The sequence below is a fragment of the Coriobacteriia bacterium genome (genome assembly GCA_031292615.1).
Lineage (GTDB): Bacteria > Actinomycetota > Coriobacteriia > Anaerosomatales > JAAXUF01 > JARLGT01.
In genome coordinates this window covers 15,175-34,967 of record JARLGT010000127.1, presented here as the reverse complement: position 1 = coordinate 34,967, position 19,793 = coordinate 15,175, and the positions used below count along the sequence as shown (strand labels likewise).

Sequence of the window (19,793 nt, the reverse complement as noted above, 5' to 3'; positions counted from 1 at the left end):
GGCCGAGAGCACGGTGGTGCGCAACTACCTCGACTGGCTGCTGTCGATCCCGTGGGGCAAGGCCAAGTCCAAGCCGATCGACCTGAACAAGGCCGAGCAGATCCTCGAGGACGACCACTACGGCCTGGAGAAGGTCAAGGACCGCATCCTCGAGTACCTGGCGGTCCACAAGCTCACCGACCAGATGCGCGGCCCGATCCTGTGCTTCGTGGGACCTCCGGGTGTGGGCAAGACCTCGCTCGGCCGCTCGATCGCCCGCTCGCTCGGTCGCGAGTTCATCCGTATGTCGCTGGGTGGCGTGCGCGACGAGGCCGAGATCCGCGGGCACCGGCGCACGTACGTCGGTGCGCTGCCGGGACGCATCATCCAGTCGATCAACACCGTCGGGACCAAGAACCCTGTCTTCATGATGGATGAGATCGACAAGGTGGGCGCCGACTTCCGCGGCGACCCGACCTCGGCGTTGCTCGAGGTGCTCGATCCCGAACAGAACTACGCCTTCCAAGACCACTACCTCGAGGCGCCGTTCGATCTGTCCAACGTCATGTTCATCACGACGGCCAACCTGCTCGACACCATCCCGCCGGCACTTCGCGACCGCATGGAGATCATTAGCTTCCCCGGCTACACCGAGGAAGAGAAGCTCCACATCGCGACTGACTACCTTGTCCCGAAGCAGCTTCGCGAGCACGGCCTGACCGCCAGCAAGATCAACATCGCCGACAGCGCGCTTCGCGAGATCATCCGCCGATACACCCGCGAGGCTGGCGTCCGAGGCCTCGAGCGCGAGATTGCCGCGATCTGCCGACAGGTCGCCCGCATGGTCGTCGAGGGCAAGAGGGGCAAGACCTCGATCACCCAGCGCACGCTGCACAAGTACCTCGGCCCCGAGAAGTTTTCCTACGGCATGGCCGAGGAGACCGACGAGATCGGGGTCGCGACGGGCCTGGTCTGGACCGAGGTGGGCGGCGACGTCATCTTCATCGAAGCCACCAAGATGCCAGGCAAGGGCAATCTGATTCTGACTGGCCAGCTCGGCGACGTGATGCGCGAGTCGGCCACTGCCGCGGTCAGCTACATTCGCACGCGGGCGGCGGACCTGGGAATCGAGCCGGACTTCCAAGAGAACCTCGACCTGCACATCCACGTGCCGGCTGCGGCCATCCCGAAGGACGGCCCTTCGGCGGGCATCACGATGGCCACGGCGATGGCCTCGGCCTTGATCGGCTGTCCGGTTCGCCGAGACCTGGCGATGACGGGTGAGATCACGCTGCGCGGCCGCGTGCTGCCGATCGGCGGGCTCAAGGACAAGTTGCTGGCGGCACACCGTGCGGGTCTGAGCACGATCCTCATCCCTCAGGAGAACGTGCGCGACCTCGAACTCGTGCCCGTAAAGGTTCGCGAGGAGCTCGAGATCATTCCGGTCCGCACCATGGATCAGGTGCTCGATCTCGCGCTTGTGGGATCGTGCAGGCCCAAGACGTTTGCCGCCAGCAAGCGATCCAAGCGATAGTCGGCGCTTCCAGCGCGCGCGGGGTGCGCGCTGGCGCTACTGATTGCTGACCGTAGCGGCGGCGGCGACCTCGCTGTGTTCGGGGTGCAACGCCGAAGTTGCCTGCTGGGTCAGCGTCCCCATCTGCGAGAACCCACGCGCCACGAGCGCGACGAACGTCTCGCCTTTCGGCGGCGTGACGAGGATGCGGCCCTTCTCGTCGTACGCCACCACGAATGGCTTGCTTGGGTCGCCCAGGGTCAGAGTCGTTCCCTTGGGCAGATCGCGATGCGCTTGCAGTTCTTGGGCAATCACGGCCGGCTTGGGCGCGAGGCGCGCGGTGACGCCGTGCGGTCCGGCCGCTGCGCCAAGCGCAAGCGACGCGACGAGCGCAGGCATGGCGATTCTGCGGAACGCGAACCGCACACTGCGCCTGACCAACGTGACTGCGTTCACAAGAGTGCCCCTCGGTGGTTGCCGCGCCGAGCTTCCCCTCGGCGGTACAGAGGCATTATCGGCACCTCGGCGTCAATCTTTGTGGGTCGCATCACACAATCAGCAGATAGACGCGCCCCAAGGCCGAGCGAGGGGCGCTAGAATCTGTTCGGGGCCGACTCGGGCGCTTCGGCACGTCACGGGCGTCCGGCATCTCGGCTGGGCGGCGACTCTCAACTTGGAGGGCACATGCGCGTTCTCGTCACCGGCGGAGCCGGTTTCATCGGCTCGAACCTCGTCTACGCGCTTGTAGCCGGTGGGAACGACGTGGGCGTCATCGACAACCTCTCCGCAGGCAAGCGCGAGAACATACATCCATACGCGTGGTCGCGCGTGATCGACATCCTCGATCCTTCGTTTCCCAGGCTCGTCGCCGAGTTTGCGCCAGACGCTGTGGTGCACCTGGCCGCGCAGGCCAGCGTCACCGAGTCGCTGCGCGACCCCGACCGCGACTGGGCGGTCAACGCCGAGGGCACGCGCATCGTCGCCGAGGCAGCCCGAGCGGCAGGCGCCACGCGCGTGATCTCGGCGTCGTCGGCTGCGGTCTACGGCGAGCCAGCGGCGGCCGACCTGCCGCTGGACGAGAGCGCAACCAAAGCGCCGGTCAACCCGTACGGCCGCTCGAAGCTTGCCGCCGAGGGCCTGCTTGCCGAGGCACTGGCCGGCAGTTCGACCGACTGGGCGTCGTTTCGCTTCAGCAACGTCTACGGCCCGCGTCAGGACGGCGCCGGCGAGGGCGGAGTCGTGGCGATCTTCTGCCAGCGGATGCACGACCAGGTCACGCCGGTCGTCTACGGCGATGGCAACCAGACACGCGACTTCATCTACGTCGGCGACGTGGTCGGCGCAATCGTCTCGGCGCTGGTGGCCGAGGAGCTGCTTGCTGGAGGGCCCGGCGACGGCGCCGCGTACAACGTCTCGACCGGCTTGGAGACCAGCGTCAATGACCTGTTCATGGCGCTGCGGCTCGCGAGCGGCTACCTAGGTGCCGTGGAGTACGAGCCAGCGCGCGAGGCAGACGTGCTGCGCAGCTCGCTCTCGCCGCTCAAGGCCGCCAAGACGTTTGGCTGGAGTGCTCACCAGACGCTTGAGCGGGGTGCCGACATGACCTGGCGCTGGTACGCCTCGCAGGCGTGAGCAAGCCCACCGAGACCCACGCGAAGATGACACCGCTGCAGGTCCGCGGCGTCTTTGAGGCACGCGCTCGCGCCGAACTCGCAGCCGCCGATGCGCTCGCGCCGGGTAGCGATGCGGTGGCGTGGAGCGGCTCGCTTTTCGCCGACGTCGTAGCGGTCAAGGGCTTTGCCGGCCCCGCGGAGGCGAGCGGCGGCGCGGCGCTGACTGGCGCCGATGGCGAGGCGGCCGGCAAGGCCCTCGTTGCGCTGGGCTGGGCCGAGGACGCGATCTTCGCCACACTCTCGCGGCCCGAGCCGGGGCTCTCGGCGGAGCGGCGCAGCGATCGGCTGCGACTGCAGATCGAGGCGGTCGACCCGACGCTGATTCTGGCGCTCGATGCCGAGGCTGCCGCCGATGTCGCCGAGGCGTTCGGAATCGCGCAGCCAGCGTTCGGCGAGGAGGCCCGCGTGCTGGGGCGCCGCATCGTGGCGGTCGACGGGCTGGAAGCCTCTCTCGGCGATGCGGCGCGCAAGAAGCGCGTGTGGCGCCAGCTGCAAGCGGCTAAGGCCGAGGGTCCGGTCTACTAGTCAGATCGGCCGGAGCCCCCACACGAGAACAGACCGGGATTCCCGGTCTGTTCGAAGTCACTCATACGGAAGGGTCGCTAGTCCTCTTCGATCTCCGTGATGGCGCCCATCGGGCACTCTTCCATGCACGTGGCGCAGGCGTCGCAGTTCTCGTCGTTGACCGGCTCGGCCGCGTCTCCGACGATCTCCAGCACGCCGTTGGGGCACGCGTCGACGCAGATCCCACAAGCCGAGCAGTCGTCTTCGTTGATGATAGGACGGGGCATCGAAACTCCTTCTCGGTTCTCGCCGAATTAGGCGCGTCGGCTGCTTTTAGTCGTGCGTACCTTACCCACGCACTCGCGCAGTGTAAAGGGGTTTGGCACGTCTCTAGAAAGGTCGTTTGCCGACCGCAAACACGCGGAGCGGCGTTAGGATGTGCGCGGCCGGGTACCAATACACGTGGCGTTGGTATATAACTTGACAATGCCGCACTTAGATTTTAGAGTGCCGCAAGGCGGCGAACTCCCGCCAACTCAACGATGCAGTCAACGGTCGCACTCGCGAAAGCGGCGAACAGGCGATGTGAAAGGGGAGCAACAGCATGGCGAAGGTACTCGGTATCGATCTCGGTACCACCAACTCGGCGATGGCCGTCCTCGAAGGTGGAGAGCCGACCATCATCATCAACGCAGAGGGCGATCGCACCACGCCGTCGGTTGTCGCATTCCGCAAGGATGGCGAGCGGGTCGTCGGCAAGGCGGCCAAGAACCAGGCCGTGACCAACCCCGAGAACACGATCACGTCGATCAAGCGCTTCATCGGCCGCAAGTTCGAGGAGACCGTCGCCGAGCGCAAGACGATCTCCTACGAGGTCGCCAAGGGCAAGGACGGCCGCGTCGAGGTCGACATCGAGGGCAAGGGCTACACGCCCGAGGAGATCTCGGCGATGGTCCTCCAGAAGCTCAAGAGCGACGCCGAGAAGTACCTCGGCGAGACCATCACGCAGGCGGTCATCACGGTCCCGGCGTACTTCAACGACACGCAGCGCCAGGCGACCAAGGACGCAGGCCGTATCGCGGGCCTCGAGGTTCTGCGCATCATCAACGAGCCGACTGCGGCTGCACTTGCGTACGGCCTGGACAAGGGCGACAAGAGCCAGACGATCCTCGTCTTCGACTTGGGCGGCGGCACGTTCGACGTGTCCATCCTCGAGCTGGGCGACGGCGTCTTCGAGGTCAAGTCGACCAACGGCGACAACCATCTCGGCGGAGACGACTGGGACCACAAGGTCATCGACTGGCTCGCCGACAAGTTCAAGTCCGACCACGGCATCGACCTTCGTGCCGACAAGATGGCCCTGCAGCGCCTCAAGGAGGCCGCCGAGCGCGCCAAGATGGAGCTCTCGACCACGCAGCAGGCCACCATCAACCTGCCCTTCATCACCGCCGATGCTTCCGGCCCCAAGCATCTCGACATCACCCTATCGCGTGCCGAGTTCGAGAAGGTCACGGGCGACTTGCTCGAGCGCACCCGCAAGCCGGTCGAGTCGGCCATGAAGGACGCTGGCGTCTCGATGGGCGAGATCGACGAGGTCATCCTCGTCGGCGGCTCGACCCGCATGCCGGCCGTCCAGGAGCTGGTCAAGAAGATGACCGGCAAGGACCCGCACATGGGCGTCAACCCGGACGAGGTCGTCGCGGTTGGCGCGGCCATCCAGGGCGGCGTGCTCTCCGGCGACGTCAAGGACATCCTGCTGCTGGACGTCACGCCGCTGTCTCTCGGCGTTGAGACGCTCGGTGGCGTCATGACCAAGATGATCGAGCGCAACACCACCATCCCGACGCGCAAGACCGAGACGTATACGACGGCCGCAGACGGCCAGACGAGCGTCGAGATCCACGTGCTACAGGGCGAGCGCGAGATGGCTGGCGACAACAAGACGCTGGGCAAGTTCCACCTGATGAACATCCCGTCAGCCCCGCGCGGCGTGCCGCAGGTCGAGGTCACGTTCGACATCGACGCCAACGGCATCGTGAATGTCTCGGCCAAGGACCGCGGAACCGGTCAAGAGCAGCGCATCACCATCACCGGCACCACGGCGCTGTCCGACGACGAAGTCGAGCGCATGGTCACCGACGCCGACAAGCACGCTGACGAGGACCGCAAGCGCAAGGAAGAGGTCGAGGCGCGCAACACCGCCGACACCCTGGTCTACGCCACCGAGAAGACCCTCAAGGATCTTGGCGACAAGGTTCCGGACGAGACGAAGACCGAGGTCAACGAGGCCAGCGATGCGCTGAAGAAGGCGCTTGAGGGCACCGACGTCGACGAGATCAAGGCCAAGACCGAGTCGCTGCAGACGGCCAGCTACAAGCTTGCCGAGGTTGTCTACCAGGCTGCCGAAGGCCACGACGCAGCCGGCGAAGGCGCCGAGGGCGAGGCTCCGGCCGACGACGTGGTCGATGCCGACTACGAGGTTGTCGACGACGACGAGGCGAAGTAGCGATGAGTCCCTCTCATCCCACGCCTGGGCGACAGGATCCGAAGACCCCGCGCTCAGCAAGACATCAGGCTTCGGCGGGGTCTTCGGACCCCGCCCAGGCTCCGCCTGAGGCGGACGCACAGGACGCTATCGATCCTGAGCTGCTTGAGGATCTTGGCGCTGAATACGAGCTTCGTGGCGACCAGCTGGAGGCCGAGCTTGAGGCGCTTCGCGTCGAGTCTGCGGAGTATCGCGATCATGCGATGCGCGCGCAGGCTGAGTTCGACAACTTCCGCAAGCGCATCACTCGCGAGCGCGAGGAGGAGCGTCGCCGCGCAAGCGAGCGTCTCGTCACGGAGTTGCTGCCCGCTCTGGACAACCTGGAGCGCGCCATCGAGCACACGACCGCCGGCGGCGACCTGAAGCACCTGCTTGCGGGCGTCGAGGCCGTGCATGCGCAGATTCTCGGCGTGCTGGGCAAGGAGGGCGTGTCGGTGATCGACCCCACCGGCGAGCACTTCGATCCGATGGTGCAGCAGGCGGTCAGCCAGCGCGAGGACACCAGCGTGCCGGATGGTACGGTCATCGAGGTGTTCCAGAAGGGCTACTCGCTTGGCGAGCGCGTGATCCGCTCGGCGATGGTGGTCGTCTCTACCGGAGGGCCCCAGGCCCAGGAGTAAGCCATGACGGCTACTGCGAACTACTACGACACACTCGGAATTAAGAAGGACGCTTCGACCGATGAGGTCAAGAAGGCGTTCCGCCGTCTCGCGCGCAAGCACCATCCCGACGCGGGTGGCGACGAGGAGAAGTTCAAAGAGATCAACGAGGCCTACGAGGTCCTCTCCGACGCCGAGAAGCGGAGCCAGTACGACCAGTACGGGCAGTACTTCGCTGGAGGCGTGCCCCCGGGGTATGGAGCGGGTGGCGGCGGACGGTCCGGTGGCGGCGGTGTCCAGTACCAGACCGTCGACATGGGCGACCTCGGCGACCTGTTCGGCAGCGTGTTCAGTGGCTTCGGTGGTGGCGGTGGCGGCGGGCGACAAGCTCGTCGGCAGCCCCAGCCGCAGCGTGGCCGAGACGTTCAGCTCGACTTGGACCTCACGTTCGAGCAGGCGTTCTCGGGCATGTCAACGCAGGTCGACACCGAGACGATCGAGACGTGCAGCGTGTGTAACGGTTCGGGCGCCAAGCCGGGCACCAGCCCCACGACGTGTCCAGCGTGCGGCGGAAGCGGAACGCAGGCGGAGGGCCAGGGCATGTTCGGCTTTTCTCGGCCATGTCCGCGCTGCGGTGGCGAAGGTACGATCATCGAGCAGCCCTGCTCGGCGTGTCGTGGCCAAGGCAAGGTGCGGCGCCGCAAGCCCGTCACGGTCAACGTTCCGGCGGGCGCCAACGACGGCGGCAAGCTGCGCTTCAAAGCCAAAGGCGAGCCGGGCGTCAACGGCGGTCCCACGGGCGATCTGTACGTGATCACGCACATCAAGAAGCATCCCTACTACACGCGGGATGGCGCCGATGTGGTCCTAAGCCTGCCAATCTCGATCGCAGAGGCTGCGCTGGGTACCGAGGTCCGCGTCCCGGCTCCGGACGGCGCCAAGGTCAAGCTCAAGATTCCCGCCGGAACGCAGGACGACAGGGTCTTCCGCATCCGCGGAAAGGGCGCGCCGCACCTCAAGGGATCCGGTTCCGGCGACCTGAAGGTCAAGGCGCACATCGTGGTACCCAAGCAACTCACCGACGCACAGCGCACGGCACTTGAACAGTTCGCCGCCGAGACCACCGAAGACCTGCGCGCCCATATCGTCTAGAGACGCAGCCACGCGGCTCAGAGGCAAGGAAGGACGATCGACGTGAAGCAGCGCAAGCGAGGCGACCAGGACAGGCCGCTGTACATGATCAGCGTGGCAGCCGAGCTGGCTGGGGTGCACCCGCAGACGCTGCGCATCTACGAGCGCAAGCAGCTCGTGGCGCCGCAGCGCTCGGCGGGCAACACGCGACTGTACTCGCAGGCCGACGTCGACCGGCTGATCTTCATCCAGCAGCTCACGCAGGCCGAGGGCGTCAATCTCGCTGGCGTCGAGCGGATCATCGAGCTGCAACGGGAACTCGAAGCCGCGCACGACGAACTCGAGGCGGCCATCGACCGCATGCAGCGCGCCGAGGCGGCGGCCCGAGCTGCGCGCGAAAGCATCCGCCAAGAAGTAAGCAGCGCGCTGGTGCGTATCGACTACGGGCCTGTCGTGCGGCGCGAGGGTTAGGTATCGAGATGAGCGAGCGCAGGCCCGGTTCGATCGGCGGCTGGCTCGAGGGGGTACGTTCGGGCCGAATCCCCGGCGGACCGCTTTGACACCTGGCCGCTTGGGCGTGGTCACGCTTGGCCAAGAACAAGCCGGCTCCGGCTTGAGCAGTGAAGAGATGACGCGCCGCGTGTTCGGCGCGAGGGCGACTGGCAGCCAGCCGCATTAGAAGGAGATCGTCATGAGGCTCGACAAACTCACCATCAAGGCCCAAGAAGCCATCGAGGCCGCACAGGGCATCGCCGATGACGCCAGCGCAGGCGCCATCGAGCCGGAGCACCTGCTCAAGGCGCTGCTCGACCAGGCCGTGGGCATCATTCGGCCTTTGGTGTCGAAGGTCGGCGCCGACCCGGCGGCCCTCGACGCTGCGATCAACGATGTCATTGCCTCGGCGCCCAAAGTCACGGGAGCGGTCCTGCAAGTGGGACCGCGCCTCAACACGGTGCTGAACGACTCGTTCAAGGCCGCCGAGAAGATGAAGGACGCCTACGTCTCGACCGAGCACCTTCTGCTTGCGCTCGCAGCCGACAAGGGCGAGGCTGGCCGCGTCCTCGAACGCGCCGGCGCCACCAGCGCGCGGCTCACCGCGGCGCTTGAGGAGCTGCGGCGCGGCACGAAGGTCACCGACCAGAACCCCGAGGCGCAGTTCCAGGCGCTCGAGCGCTACGGCCGCAACCTCACGCAGGCCGCGCGCGACGGCAAACTCGATCCCGTCATCGGCCGTGTCGACGAGATTCGCCGCACCATCCAGGTCCTCTCTCGCCGCACCAAGAACAACCCGGTGCTTATCGGCGAGCCGGGCACGGGCAAGACCGCCATCGTCGAGGGGCTCGCGCAGAGAATCATCGCTGGCGACGTGCCTTCCAGCCTGCGCGACAAGGACGTCATCACGCTCGACTTGGCTTCGATGGTCGCGGGCGCGAAGTATCGCGGCGAGTTTGAGGACCGCCTCAAGGCCGTGCTGCGCGAGGTTGAGGAGGCGGCTGGTCAGATCATCCTGTTCATCGACGAGTTGCACACCATCGTCGGCGCAGGCGCGGCCGAAGGCGCGATGGACGCGGGCAACATGCTCAAGCCCGCGCTCGCCCGGGGCGAGCTGCACGCGATCGGCGCCACCACGCTCGACGAGTACCGCAAGCACATCGAGAAGGATGCCGCCCTCGAGCGCCGGTTCCAGCCGGTCTACGTGGGCGAACCCAGCGTCGAGGACACGATCGCGATCTTGAGGGGTCTCAAGGAGAAGTACGAGGTCCATCACGGCGTGCGCATCACTGACAGCGCGATAGTGGCCGCCGCCGAGCTCTCGAACCGCTACATCGCCGACCGCTTCCTGCCCGACAAGGCGATCGACTTGATCGACGAGTCGGCCAGCCGCCTGCGCATCGAGATCGACTCGATGCCCGCCGAGATCGACACGGTCGCTCGCCACCTCACTCAGCTCCAGATCGAGGAGATGGCGCTGGCCAAGGAGACCGACGCCACCAGCGTCGAGCGACTCGAGGCCCTGCGCGCCGAGATGGCACAGGTCAACGAGCAGCTTGCCGGGATGAAGGCGACGTGGCAAAACGAGAAGACCATCATCACCAGCGTCCAGGAGCTCAAGGCCGAGCTCGACGAGGCGAAGATGGACGAGGAGCGCGCTACCCGCGAGGGCGACCTGACGCGCGCCGCCGAGCTGCGCTACGGACGCATCCCGCAGCTCGAGGCCGACATCGTTGCCGCCGACGCGAAGCTGCGCGAGCTGCAGACCAATGGCGCGATGCTCAAAGAAGAGGTCACCGAGGAAGAGATCGCCGAGGTTGTCTCGGCGTGGACCGGCGTGCCGGTCTCTCGACTCATGCAGGGCGAGATGGCCAAGCTCGCCAACCTCGAAGACGTGCTACACCAGCGCGTCATCGGCCAGGACGAGGCGGTGGCCGTCGTTGCCGGTGCGATCCGGCGCTCGCGGGCCGGGCTCTCGGATCCCGACCGGCCGATCGGTAGCTTCTTGTTCCTCGGCCCCACCGGCGTGGGCAAGACCGAGCTGGCCAAGACGCTCGCTAACTTCCTCTTCGACGACGAGCGCGCGATGGTGCGCATCGACATGTCGGAGTACATGGAGAAGTTCAGCGTGCAGCGGCTCATCGGTGCACCTCCTGGCTACGTGGGCTACGAAGAGGGCGGCCAGCTCACCGAGGCCGTGCGGCGCAGGCCGTACAGCGTCATCCTGCTCGACGAGATCGAGAAGGCGCACCCAGACGTCTTTGGCGTGCTGCTGCAGGTGCTCGACGATGGCCGCCTGACCGACGGGCAAGGGCGCGTCGTCAGCTTCAAGAACGCCATCATTATCATGACCAGCAACGTGGGCAGCCAGTTCATCCAGATGTTCGCCGAGGGCGGCGCCGACGAGAAAGAGCGCGACCGCATGCTCGAAGAGGCGCTGCGGGCGACGTTCCGTCCCGAGTTCCTCAACCGCATCGACGACGTCGTGACGTTCCACGCGCTGTCGCTCGACCAGATCGCCGACATCGTCGTGCTGCAGCTCGAGTCCGTTCGTGCACGGCTCGCCGAGCGCAAGATCGCACTCGTGCTCTCCGACGCCGCTGTTGAGCGGTTGTCGCTGGACGGCTTCGACCCGGTCTTTGGCGCCCGGCCACTCAAGCGGCTCATCCAGCGTGAAGTCGTGGACCGAGTGGCCAAGTCGCTCATCGAGGGCAGCATTCACGAGGGCAGTACCGTGACCATCGGGCTGGATTCCAGCGGGGAGTACGAAGTCGGCTAGCGGTTCGGCTCGGCGTGGCGGGACCGACTCCCTACTAGCACGGCCGCGTCCCGGTCACGACTCCAACCACTCCGCTTGTGCCAGGTACGTGCGCAGGTCCTTCAGCGGCGGGTAGATCGCGCGAAGAGCCGGGATGTCCGCCCGGTACCCGTCCTCGTCGAACCACCTCTGCATCTTGTGGGCTTCCTCGCCGCCGCCCGGGCGTTCCTCGTTGGTCGGCGAGTACTCTACTGGCCTGCCGAGCCGCTCGGCGAACACCGCGGCGGCTTGGACCATCGTGAGTTCGTCGCCGGCGATCTCGATAGTGCGGCCGATCCACTCTTCGGGCGCCGAGAACGCAAGCGCGGCCAGCGCACCGACGTCGTCGACCGCGATCATCTGCAGTCGCGTGGTTGGCTTGGTGCCCTGAACTAGCTTACCGGCGCGGATTCCGTCGGCCTGCCAGCGGAAGTTGTCCATGAATGATGTCGGCCGAAGTACCGTCGCGGGGATGCCCAGCCCGTGAATCCGCTGCTCGATCTCCCACTTGCTTGCGAAGTGCGCGAGCTGCGGCGCCCGGTCCGCGCCGCCGACGCTGGAGTACACGAGGTGCGCGATGCCGGCGCGCGCAGCCGCCTCCGCAACATTGAGGCCGAAGGTCTTCTCGGCTTCGGCGCCACCAGGGCCGCGCCACGTCTGAACCGAGTAGACGCCGTGGGCGCCATAGAAAGCGTTTTCCAGCGAGTCCGGGTCCGAGAAGTCTCCAACCGCGATCTCGGCACCGGCAGCCACGAGCGCAACAGCTGCCGCCTTGTTGGGATCGCGCACGAAGATGCGGATCGGCCATCCCTGGGCCAGAAGATGGCGGGCGGTGGCCCCGCCCTGTTGGCCGGTCGCTCCGGTGACAACGATGCTCGGTCGTGTGCTCATGGCTTGGCTCCTTGTTCACGATGTGCTCCCCGACTAGCTTTCCCCACTCTGTGGCGCCGCGCCCGAATTCACAGGACCGTCACACTTCGCGAGCACCGGGCGCGTTGGAGCTGGGAATACCAAAGTAGTAGTGCAAACGGCGCTGTCGCGACCGCCATGCCCGGCAGCGCTTCGAATAAGTGGAGGTGATGTAGTCATGGCGATTACGAGATGGGATCCGTTCGGCGAGATGCTCCAGATGCAGCGCGACATGGACCGCATCTTCACTCGGATGGGTTCGGGCGAGGGTCGATCGGGAACGGCGACCACGGCCTGGATGCCTCGAATCAACGTGAAGCGCGCGGGAGATGACCTCGCCGTTAACGTCGAGCTTGCTGGAATCAAGCCCGAGGACGTGGACATCGAAGTCACCGAGGGCGTGCTCTCGATCCGGGGCGAGCGCAAGGCCGAGACCGAGCGCGAGGACGAGGGATGGATGGTGCGTGAGTCGAGCTTCGGCTCCTTCGAGCGTTCCATCGCACTGCCGGAAGGCGTCGACCCGGCGTCGATCAGGGCCGACTTCCACGACGGTATGCTCGAGATCCACGTCCCCAAGGCGCTCGAGGCCGTCAAGCCCACGACCACCAAGATCGCGATCGGTGCCGCGCCTGCAGCCAAGCCCATCGAGCAGGTGGCGCAGGCGCCGGTGGAGCAGCCTCTCCACGTGCCCGCCGAGCAGCCCGCTCAGCACGTAGGCATGACGCACTAGTGCGAAGGGCCGCACCAGGTTCGACCACCGAGGGCCCGACTGCCGAGACGGCGGCCGGGCCCTCGGTGCAGGTGCGTCACATTAGAGGAGCCTCATGGCCGCCTCACCCCATCTTCACGTGCGTTCCGTAGACTCCGCCTTTAACCTCAAGCCATTTGCCATCTACGCCCGAAGCCAAGGAGCCACGTTTGCGCGCTCGAACACGCTTCATGCTCGACATCCTGCTGACGATCGGTCTTGTCTCGGCCTACCGGCCCACATGGACCGGTATCTCGCTGCATCAGTGGCTCAGCATCGCCATCATCGCGCCACTTCTGCTGCACCTCATCGTCAACTGGCAGTGGGCCATCCAGGTCCTCCGCACGTTCCTCAAGCGTCTCTTCAGCGCGTCACGACTGAACTTCGTTGTGGACTGCGCTCTGCTGGTCTCCACAGTCGCCGTGATGCTCAGCGGCTTCATGGTCTCGACGTGGTTCGTCGGGCCGCTCGGCATCAACTCGGCTCACCTGCTCGTGTGGCACGCAGTGCACCTCTGGTCGGCCAACGCTACGATCGCGCTGTTCGCGCTTCACGGCGCCTTGCACTGGCGCTGGATCGTCGGAACCGCGAAGCGCCTCGCCGATACGTCCGCGCCGGCACGCGCTCGCGGTGCCGCCGTCGTTGCCGCCGCGAGCCGACGCACGGCCGGCTCGCCGCAGGTCGCGATTGCGGCAGACGTCGGCACGCGACGCTCCAGCCAGCGTGGGGTGCGCGCCAAACAGGCGGCTGCCGAGCGGGCTGCAGCAATGCGAGCGGCATCGGTCTTCGCTGTGACGGCCGCGCTCGGGCTCGCGATCTTCCTCGGCGTGGGGATGGTCAGCCCACTGCTCGCACATGCGTCGCAGTCGGGTAGCGTCGCCACGGCCACCCTACAAGTCTGTCCCAAGACCGGCTGCACAGCTTCGACGTGTCACGGCACTGCCGGAGTGAGTGCCGCTGTCTTCTACAAGACCAAGAACCTCGCCAAGCAGGCGACGCCCAAGCACAAGGCCGCCACATCCGTCGCGAAGAAGGCCTCGACGCACAAGAGCACCGTGGCATCCGCGACCCGCCATACCACCGTCAAGCCCCAGACGGTCGCCGTCGCCAAGCCCAAGACGGCCGTCACGCTCAAGCCGGCCGCGCGCACCGTGACCAAGAAGCGGATGTTCACCTGTCCGCAGACGGGATGCTCGGCGACGAGCTGCCACGGGGCACACGGTCAGAGCGCGAGCTCCTACTACAAGTAGCAAGGGGCGCACGCCGCCGCTGCGCGCTCCGGATTCGCGCCTCGTGCGACTGCCCGACGTGCTGCGGTAGGCTGGTGGCGATACCTAGACTCGGCGCAAGGAGCCGTTCGATGCCGCTTGAGGATCTCGCTGAACAGAAGACTCAGTTCCTGAGGCGCTTCGGCGCCGACCAGGGCCCGGACGTTGCCCGCGCTCGGGCACTCCAAGACGCCATCGCATCGGCGGTGGTCAAGAACGCGTTGTACGCTCCGGCCGCAACCGCGTCGAATCGCTACGACGCGTCGGTGGGTTGGAAGCAGATGCTCGAGAGCATTGCAGCCGAATACGTCGAACCATCGTCGCCCGACCAGTACGAGGCCGACCTCGTGCGCCTCCAGGCTCACATGAACCGAGGCTTCGGGCAGTACTTCCGGCAGGCTCGGCATCCCAAGTTCGGCTACGAGCCGGGATTCCGGATCTCCCACGCACAGAAGAGCCTGGGCCTGGTGCTCAAGCACTACTGGTGCCTCGGCCTCGTGGCGATGCCTCCAGAGTGCCCCGTCGACCGCCCAGTCCTGGTCGCCGCTCGTGCGGGCGAGCTGAACTCCAAGTGGACCGACGTCAACTCGATCGCGGCTCACCGGTTCAAGATGCGGTTCCTGGCCGAGGCCGCCGCCGAGGAAGCCCTCTCGATCGCCGAGTGGGAACTCAAGGTCGTCAACGCGCTCTAGCACTCGCGAGACCGAACCGGGGTACGAGGTTACGCCGCTACCGCTAAGATGGACCTCAAGCATCTATTCAAGCGGGGGTCCGTTTTATGCGGCTCATGATCAGGGGCGTGTTCTGGTTCGGCCTGTACACGTTCCTCATCACCTTCCCGCTGGTCGTGGGGGCGGTCTTCATCAACCCGGCCCAGTCGCCGTTCTTCCTCGTGAACCTCTCGGCGGGTTTCGCCTACATCGGCCTGGCGATCATGGCCGCCGAACTTGCGCTGGTCGCGCGCTTCGATGGCGCCGCCAGCGCATTCGGCGAGGACTCGCTGCTGCAGTTCCACCGACAGATTGGCATCACGGCGCTCGTGCTGGTTGCGCTGCACCCACTGCTCCTCATCGCGACGGGTGGCTACACCACGCGCATTCTGCTTCCATGGGGCGGCAATCCATGGCCGGTCTGGATGGGATCGGCCGCGTTTCTGGCGGCGCTGCTGATCGTCGGGCTCTCGGTGCTGCGCAAGCGTCTTGGGACTTCCTACGAGGTCTGGCAGGGTATCCATGGCACGCTCTCGATGGCGCTGTTCGCAACGGCTGGCATCCATATCGCGGCGGTTGGACGTTTCTCGGCGCTCCCGGTCATGCGCGCTGCATGGGCGCTCTATGTCGTTGCGTTCTTGGGGATGTTCCTGCGCTATCGGCTCGCCCGGCCACTGCAGATGCGCAAGCGGCCTTGGGAGGTCGTGGAGAACCGCGAGGAGATCGGCGACGCGCGCACCATCGTGCTGCGCCCCGTGGGGCATGACGGGTTCACGTTCGAGCCTGGGCAGTTCGGGTGGGTCGGCTTTGGCCGCTCGCCCTTCGCGCTGACCCAGCACCCGATCTGCTTCTCCTCCAATGGCGACATACCGTCTCCCGTCGGCGAGATCACGTTCACGATCAAGAACCTTGGCGACTGGTCCGGCACGGTGGTACCGGCCCTCGAGCCAGGCGACCGCGCATGGGTTGACGGTCCGCACGGCGTCTTCACGATGGACCGGGAGGAGGGCGCCGGCTACGGGCTGATCGGCGGGGGAGTGGGCATCACGCCGGTGTACTCGATGCTGTTGGCCATGGAGCGCCGCGGCGACGTGCGGCCGGTCGTGCTGTTCTACGGCGCCAACACCGAGAACGACTTGATCTTCGACGCCGAGCTGCAGGCGCTCGACGACCGCATGGGCAACCTGCAGATCGTGCGCGTGCTCGCGCGACCGAGCGACGCGTGGGCGGGCGAGCGCGGTTTCATCACCGCCGAGCTGCTCAAGCGGCACCTGCCAGATCCGCTTCGTCGGCACTTCCAGTACTTCGTCTGTGGTCCCAACCCGCTGATGGACGCGATGGAGACCGCATTGCCGTCCATCGGGATCCCGGCCGACCGAGTCCACACCGAGCGCTTCGACATGGTGTGAGGAGGAGGCCATGAACCACAGGATCGTCTCGGCTGTTGTGGGGCTGATCGTCGCCCTGCTCGTGGCGACCGCGCTCGCGTTCGCGTGGTCGGTCCAAGCGCGCGTGCCCGCCTCGGCCGCCCAGACGCTACCTGTGACGATTCCGCATCCCATCTCAGCACGCAACGACGCCTGCACGCACTGCCACTTCGGCGCAGGTGTGCCGCTGACGCATCGCTACTTCACCAACAGCTCGTGCCCGTCGTGCCACTCGCCGCGCCCGATCACCTTGGTGCCGCACTCGGTGTCGATGGGCAACGACCGTTGTGCGACGTGCCACGGCGACCCGGACTCTGACTACAGCATGCCGAGCGACCACCTGGGGTTTCGAGAGAAGCGATGCCTGTTCTGCCACGACGCCGACGGAGCGAAGGCGTCCACCGAGCCGACTGCTGTGGGCGTGGCCGCCGAAGTGCTGCCGAAGCTTACGCACCCCGTCGCCGGCGCGTTTGCGCACTGCCTCTACTGCCATCGAATCGGCAGCCAGCCAACACTTCCCAGAAGCCATCAAGCGTTCGGCGCTGAGTCCTGCGACTGGTGCCACGTGCCTTCGAGCGCCGAGTCGACCGCAGGCGCCCGCTAGGCGCCTAGCCCATATCCACGAGGCCGATGTCGCTCAACAGGCAGCGAGCCATCTTGAGCCACAGCAGTGTTGCGGCTTCAACGTCTACGCGCGCGGGGTCGAGCCCGTGCTGGATGGAAAGCCCGTCCACCACCGCGATTGTCAGCGAGGCGAACGAGGCGAGCGGAGCTCGGTTCGGGTCGTCTTGTGCGTCGAGCGCGCGCAAGACCGTGTCGCGGTAGCCGGCGTAGAGTTCCGCGATCCTAGTCCGGAGCGACTCTTGGCGCATCGCGTACGGGAGGATCTCGAGCAGCGCCACGAAACTCACGCTGTCCTCGATGATCCGCATCTCGCCCTCCATGAGAACGCGCAGCCGCTGCTCGCCCATCGGGTAGAGATGGGTCTCGGTCACGAGCCCGCGATTCGCCTCGTGCACCAGCGAGTCGACCAGCGCGACGATCATGCCGTCCTTGTTGCCGAAGTGGTAGCCGATGCTGGCCTTGGACTCTCCGGCCTCATCGGCGACTGCGGAGAGCGAGAGCGCCGAGAATCCATCGCGCACGAGAATCCGCCGAGCCGCCTCGAGGATGTTGACGGCGGTGGGGGGGAGCGAGGCAAGCGGATCTAGGGCGCGCAGCTGCAGCGCCTTAGCGCGCGTCCGCGGCCGGCCCGGCCCGCGCTTCTGCTCTTCTTCCGCCATCGGAAAGCTCCCTAGTCGGGGTTGTTGACAGGTCCCAGTATAGCGCCTAGTCTCGATTTGTCCGTCCGGACAAATAAATTAGATGCCGGGTGCCAGATCGGTAACCCGGAGACGACGAGTCGGGGTGTTGGCGAATGAGCAAGATGACGGTCGTGGTGGCCCTTGGGGGGAATGCGCTGCTGAAGCGTTCCGAGCCCATGACAGCCGAGATGCAGCGCAAGAACGTGCGCGTCGCGGCCAAGGCGCTGGCGCCATTGGTCGAGCATCACAATCTCGTACTCGCACACGGCAACGGGCCTCAGGTCGGCCTTCTTGCGCTCCAAGCGGCCGCGTACAAGGACGTCGAGGCATATCCGCTCGACGTGCTCGGCGCTCAGACCGAGGGCATGATCGGCTACATGATCGAGCAAGAGCTCGGCAACCTGCTGCCGTTCGAGAAGCCGCTGGCGACCATTCTTACGATGGTCGAGGTCGACCCGAACGATCCGGCCTTCGAGAATCCCACCAAGTTCGTTGGCCCTCAGTACAGTCGCGAGGAGGCAGACCGCCTCGCAGCCGAGAAGGGCTGGACGTTCAAGATGGATGGCGACAAGCCCCGCCGCGTCGTCGCGTCCCCGCAGCCCAAGCAGATCTTCGAGCTGGATCCCATCAAGTGGCTCATCGAGAGGGGGACCGTGGTCATCTGCGCGGGCGGGGGCGGCATCCCCACGGCGTATCTGCCTGACGGGACTCGGACCCTCGTGGGCTCCGAGGCCGTTATCGACAAGGATCTCGCCTCCGAGTTGCTCGCGCAGGAGTTGGGCGCGGACCTCTTCGTGATGGCCACCGACGCCCCGGGCGTGTACGCCGAGTGGGGATCGCCGAGCCAACACCTGCTGGCGGAAGTGACCCCCGACCAGATCGAAGCCTTCGAGTTCGCCGAGGGTTCGATGGGGCCGAAGGTACAAGCAGCCGCGCGCTTCGCCAGGAAGACGGGCAAGCGAGCGGCCATCGGCAGCCTCGAGGATATCGAAGCGATCGTCGCCGGTACTGCCGGGACGAGCGTGTTTCTCGGCGCGGGCGAGTCGGCGGAGTAGCCGCAAGACGGTAGCGATGCCGAGCGCCCAGCTCGGCATGACATAGACGGTCAGCCGCGGTTTGCGGCCGGAACTGGGAGGAACAGCATGGATATCGGAACTCTGCCTGGACTGAAGTACCTGAGGGGTCGCAACTTCCTCACGGATCTCGACTTCACTCGCAAGGAGCTCGAGGATCTGCTCGTGCTTGCTGTGCATCTCAAGAAGCTCCGTGGCGAGATGCGCCTGACGCCGTTCTTGCCGGGCCGCCACCTCGCGATGATCTTCGAGGCGTCGTCCACGCGTACGCGCGTCAGCTTCGAGAACGGATTCGCCGAGCTGGGCGGCAACGCGCTGTACCTGCGCCCGGGTGAGATCCACCTGCCGGGTCGCGAGAGTGTTGGCGACACGGCCGCGGTGCTCTCGCGCATGAACGACGCGATAGAGATCCGCTCGAAGAAGAACGAGACGATCGAGGAGCTTGCCCGCCACGCAACCGTGCCGGTCTTCAACGGAATGGACAGCAACCGTCACCCCGCTCAGTCCATGAGCGACGCGCTGACCATCCTCGAGCACGCAGGCAAGCTGCAAGGCGTCACCTTCGCCTATCTCGGCGACGCTGCGCACCCGTGCAACTCGCTCTCGACCACGCTCACCAAGCTCGGCCTGAACGTGCGAATCGGCAACGCGGTGGGCTACGAGATGGCACCGGAGCTCCAGGCGGACGCGAAGAAGTTCGCTGCCGAGAGCGGCGGCTCGTTCCTGCTGACCCACGATCCGCTCGAGGCCATCGAGGGCGCCGACTTCATCTACACCGACTGCTGGTGGTGGACCGGCCAGGAGGCCGAGTACGAGGCGCGCGTCAAGGCGTTCACGCCGTTCCAGGTCAACGCCGAGCTGATGCGCAAGGCCAAGCCGGGCGCCAAGTTCATGCACTGCCTGCCCGCAACGCGTGGCGAAGAGGTCACCGATGAGGTTGCCGATTCGGCCGCTTCGATCATCTTCCCGCAGGCCGAGAACCGCATGCACTTCCAAAAGGCGCTCATGCTCGCGCTCATCGGCATCGACGAGTTGCCGAGCGATCCGCGCATGCAGCCCATCGGCAAGGCGCTTGTCTCCTAGCGGCCAGACTCCTGAAGGACTCGAACGAAAGGAAACGT

At 66.1% G+C, this 19,793-nt stretch carries 19 protein-coding genes; 15 read left to right on the top strand and 4 right to left on the bottom strand.

The genetic code is table 11. The annotated features are described in order from the left end of the window. Nucleotides 1-1,513: endopeptidase La (gene lon / locus P4L93_12055; GenBank protein ID MDR3687678.1), on the top strand; the 1,513-nt coding region annotated here is incomplete at its 5' end. Between the two features lie 36 nt (nucleotides 1,514-1,549). Here the strand turns inward: lon and P4L93_12050 are convergent. Next, a complete protein-coding gene (locus tag P4L93_12050) occupies nucleotides 1,550-1,948 on the bottom strand; it encodes a hypothetical protein (protein MDR3687677.1) in 399 nt (132 codons plus the stop codon). 228 nt (nucleotides 1,949-2,176) lie between these two features. On the opposite strand from P4L93_12050, the gene P4L93_12045 reads away from it, so the two are divergent. Both P4L93_12045 and P4L93_12040 read left to right on the top strand, forming a co-directional pair. Further along, complete coding sequence (locus P4L93_12045; GenBank protein ID MDR3687676.1) at nucleotides 2,177-3,124, top strand: NAD-dependent epimerase/dehydratase family protein; 948 nt, start codon at nucleotides 2,177-2,179, stop codon at nucleotides 3,122-3,124. After that, nucleotides 3,121-3,690, top strand: a complete 570-nt coding sequence (locus tag P4L93_12040; GenBank protein MDR3687675.1) for a hypothetical protein — start codon at nucleotides 3,121-3,123, stop codon at nucleotides 3,688-3,690. The genes P4L93_12045 and P4L93_12040 overlap by 4 nt, the downstream gene beginning before the upstream one ends. A 77-nt stretch (nucleotides 3,691-3,767) precedes the next feature. Here P4L93_12040 and P4L93_12035 read toward each other — a convergent pair whose 3' ends face one another. Further along, a complete protein-coding gene (locus P4L93_12035; protein MDR3687674.1) occupies nucleotides 3,768-3,956 on the bottom strand; it encodes a 4Fe-4S binding protein in 189 nt (62 codons plus the stop codon). A 317-nt stretch (nucleotides 3,957-4,273) separates the two neighbouring features. Here P4L93_12035 and dnaK point away from each other — a divergent pair, with 317 nt between their 5' ends. The 5 genes from dnaK (at nucleotide 4,274) to clpB (ending at nucleotide 11,215) form a co-directional block, all read left to right on the top strand. Then, nucleotides 4,274-6,175: a molecular chaperone DnaK gene (dnaK, locus tag P4L93_12030; protein ID MDR3687673.1), complete on the top strand. Its 1,902-nt coding sequence runs from the start codon at nucleotides 4,274-4,276 to the stop codon at nucleotides 6,173-6,175. A 2-nt stretch (nucleotides 6,176-6,177) separates the two neighbouring features. Continuing rightward, nucleotides 6,178-6,834, top strand: coding sequence for a nucleotide exchange factor GrpE (grpE, locus tag P4L93_12025; protein MDR3687672.1), 657 nt, complete (start codon nucleotides 6,178-6,180; stop codon nucleotides 6,832-6,834). Nucleotides 6,835-6,837: 3 nt separating this feature from the next. After that, complete coding sequence (gene dnaJ, locus P4L93_12020; protein ID MDR3687671.1) at nucleotides 6,838-7,965, top strand: molecular chaperone DnaJ; 1,128 nt, start codon at nucleotides 6,838-6,840, stop codon at nucleotides 7,963-7,965. A gap of 84 nt (nucleotides 7,966-8,049) precedes the next feature. Next, nucleotides 8,050-8,415: a helix-turn-helix transcriptional regulator gene (locus tag P4L93_12015; GenBank protein MDR3687670.1), complete on the top strand. Its 366-nt coding sequence runs from the start codon at nucleotides 8,050-8,052 to the stop codon at nucleotides 8,413-8,415. 220 nt (nucleotides 8,416-8,635) lie between these two features. Beyond that, nucleotides 8,636-11,215 carry an ATP-dependent chaperone ClpB gene (clpB, locus tag P4L93_12010; GenBank protein MDR3687669.1) on the top strand — a complete coding sequence of 860 codons (2,580 nt, stop codon included), beginning with the start codon at nucleotides 8,636-8,638 and terminating at the stop codon, nucleotides 11,213-11,215. A 54-nt stretch (nucleotides 11,216-11,269) separates the two neighbouring features. Here the strand turns inward: clpB and P4L93_12005 are convergent, their stop codons facing one another. Beyond that, nucleotides 11,270-12,124, bottom strand: coding sequence for an NmrA/HSCARG family protein (locus P4L93_12005; GenBank protein MDR3687668.1), 855 nt, complete (start codon nucleotides 12,122-12,124; stop codon nucleotides 11,270-11,272). A gap of 196 nt (nucleotides 12,125-12,320) precedes the next feature. On the opposite strand from P4L93_12005, the gene P4L93_12000 reads away from it, so the two are divergent. The 5 genes from P4L93_12000 to P4L93_11980 all read left to right on the top strand — a co-directional run bounded on the left by P4L93_12000 (nucleotide 12,321) and on the right by P4L93_11980 (nucleotide 16,899). Continuing rightward, a complete protein-coding gene (locus P4L93_12000) occupies nucleotides 12,321-12,872 on the top strand; it encodes an Hsp20/alpha crystallin family protein (GenBank protein ID MDR3687667.1) in 552 nt (183 codons plus the stop codon). A gap of 188 nt (nucleotides 12,873-13,060) precedes the next feature. Continuing rightward, nucleotides 13,061-14,140 (top strand): hypothetical protein, encoded by a 1,080-nt coding sequence (locus tag P4L93_11995; protein MDR3687666.1) that lies wholly within the window; start codon nucleotides 13,061-13,063, stop codon nucleotides 14,138-14,140. Nucleotides 14,141-14,250: 110 nt separating this feature from the next. After that, nucleotides 14,251-14,850, top strand: a complete 600-nt coding sequence (locus P4L93_11990) for a hypothetical protein (protein ID MDR3687665.1) — start codon at nucleotides 14,251-14,253, stop codon at nucleotides 14,848-14,850. 86 nt (nucleotides 14,851-14,936) lie between these two features. Continuing rightward, the gene (locus P4L93_11985) at nucleotides 14,937-16,277 is read left to right on the top strand and encodes a ferredoxin reductase family protein (protein ID MDR3687664.1); all 1,341 of its coding nucleotides are present in this window, start codon (nucleotides 14,937-14,939) and stop codon (nucleotides 16,275-16,277) included. Nucleotides 16,278-16,287: 10 nt separating this feature from the next. Beyond that, the gene (locus P4L93_11980; GenBank protein MDR3687663.1) at nucleotides 16,288-16,899 is read left to right on the top strand and encodes a hypothetical protein; all 612 of its coding nucleotides are present in this window, start codon (nucleotides 16,288-16,290) and stop codon (nucleotides 16,897-16,899) included. 4 nt (nucleotides 16,900-16,903) lie between these two features. On the opposite strand, the gene P4L93_11975 is transcribed toward P4L93_11980, so the two are convergent. Next, nucleotides 16,904-17,578 (bottom strand): TetR/AcrR family transcriptional regulator, encoded by a 675-nt coding sequence (locus P4L93_11975; GenBank protein MDR3687662.1) that lies wholly within the window; start codon nucleotides 17,576-17,578, stop codon nucleotides 16,904-16,906. A gap of 143 nt (nucleotides 17,579-17,721) precedes the next feature. Here P4L93_11975 and arcC point away from each other — a divergent pair, with 143 nt between their 5' ends. Continuing rightward, a complete protein-coding gene (gene arcC / locus P4L93_11970; GenBank protein MDR3687661.1) occupies nucleotides 17,722-18,654 on the top strand; it encodes a carbamate kinase in 933 nt (310 codons plus the stop codon). Nucleotides 18,655-18,741: 87 nt separating this feature from the next. Then, nucleotides 18,742-19,755 carry an ornithine carbamoyltransferase gene (gene argF / locus P4L93_11965; GenBank protein ID MDR3687660.1) on the top strand — a complete coding sequence of 338 codons (1,014 nt, stop codon included), beginning with the start codon at nucleotides 18,742-18,744 and terminating at the stop codon, nucleotides 19,753-19,755. Nucleotides 19,756-19,793 lie beyond the last annotated feature (38 nt).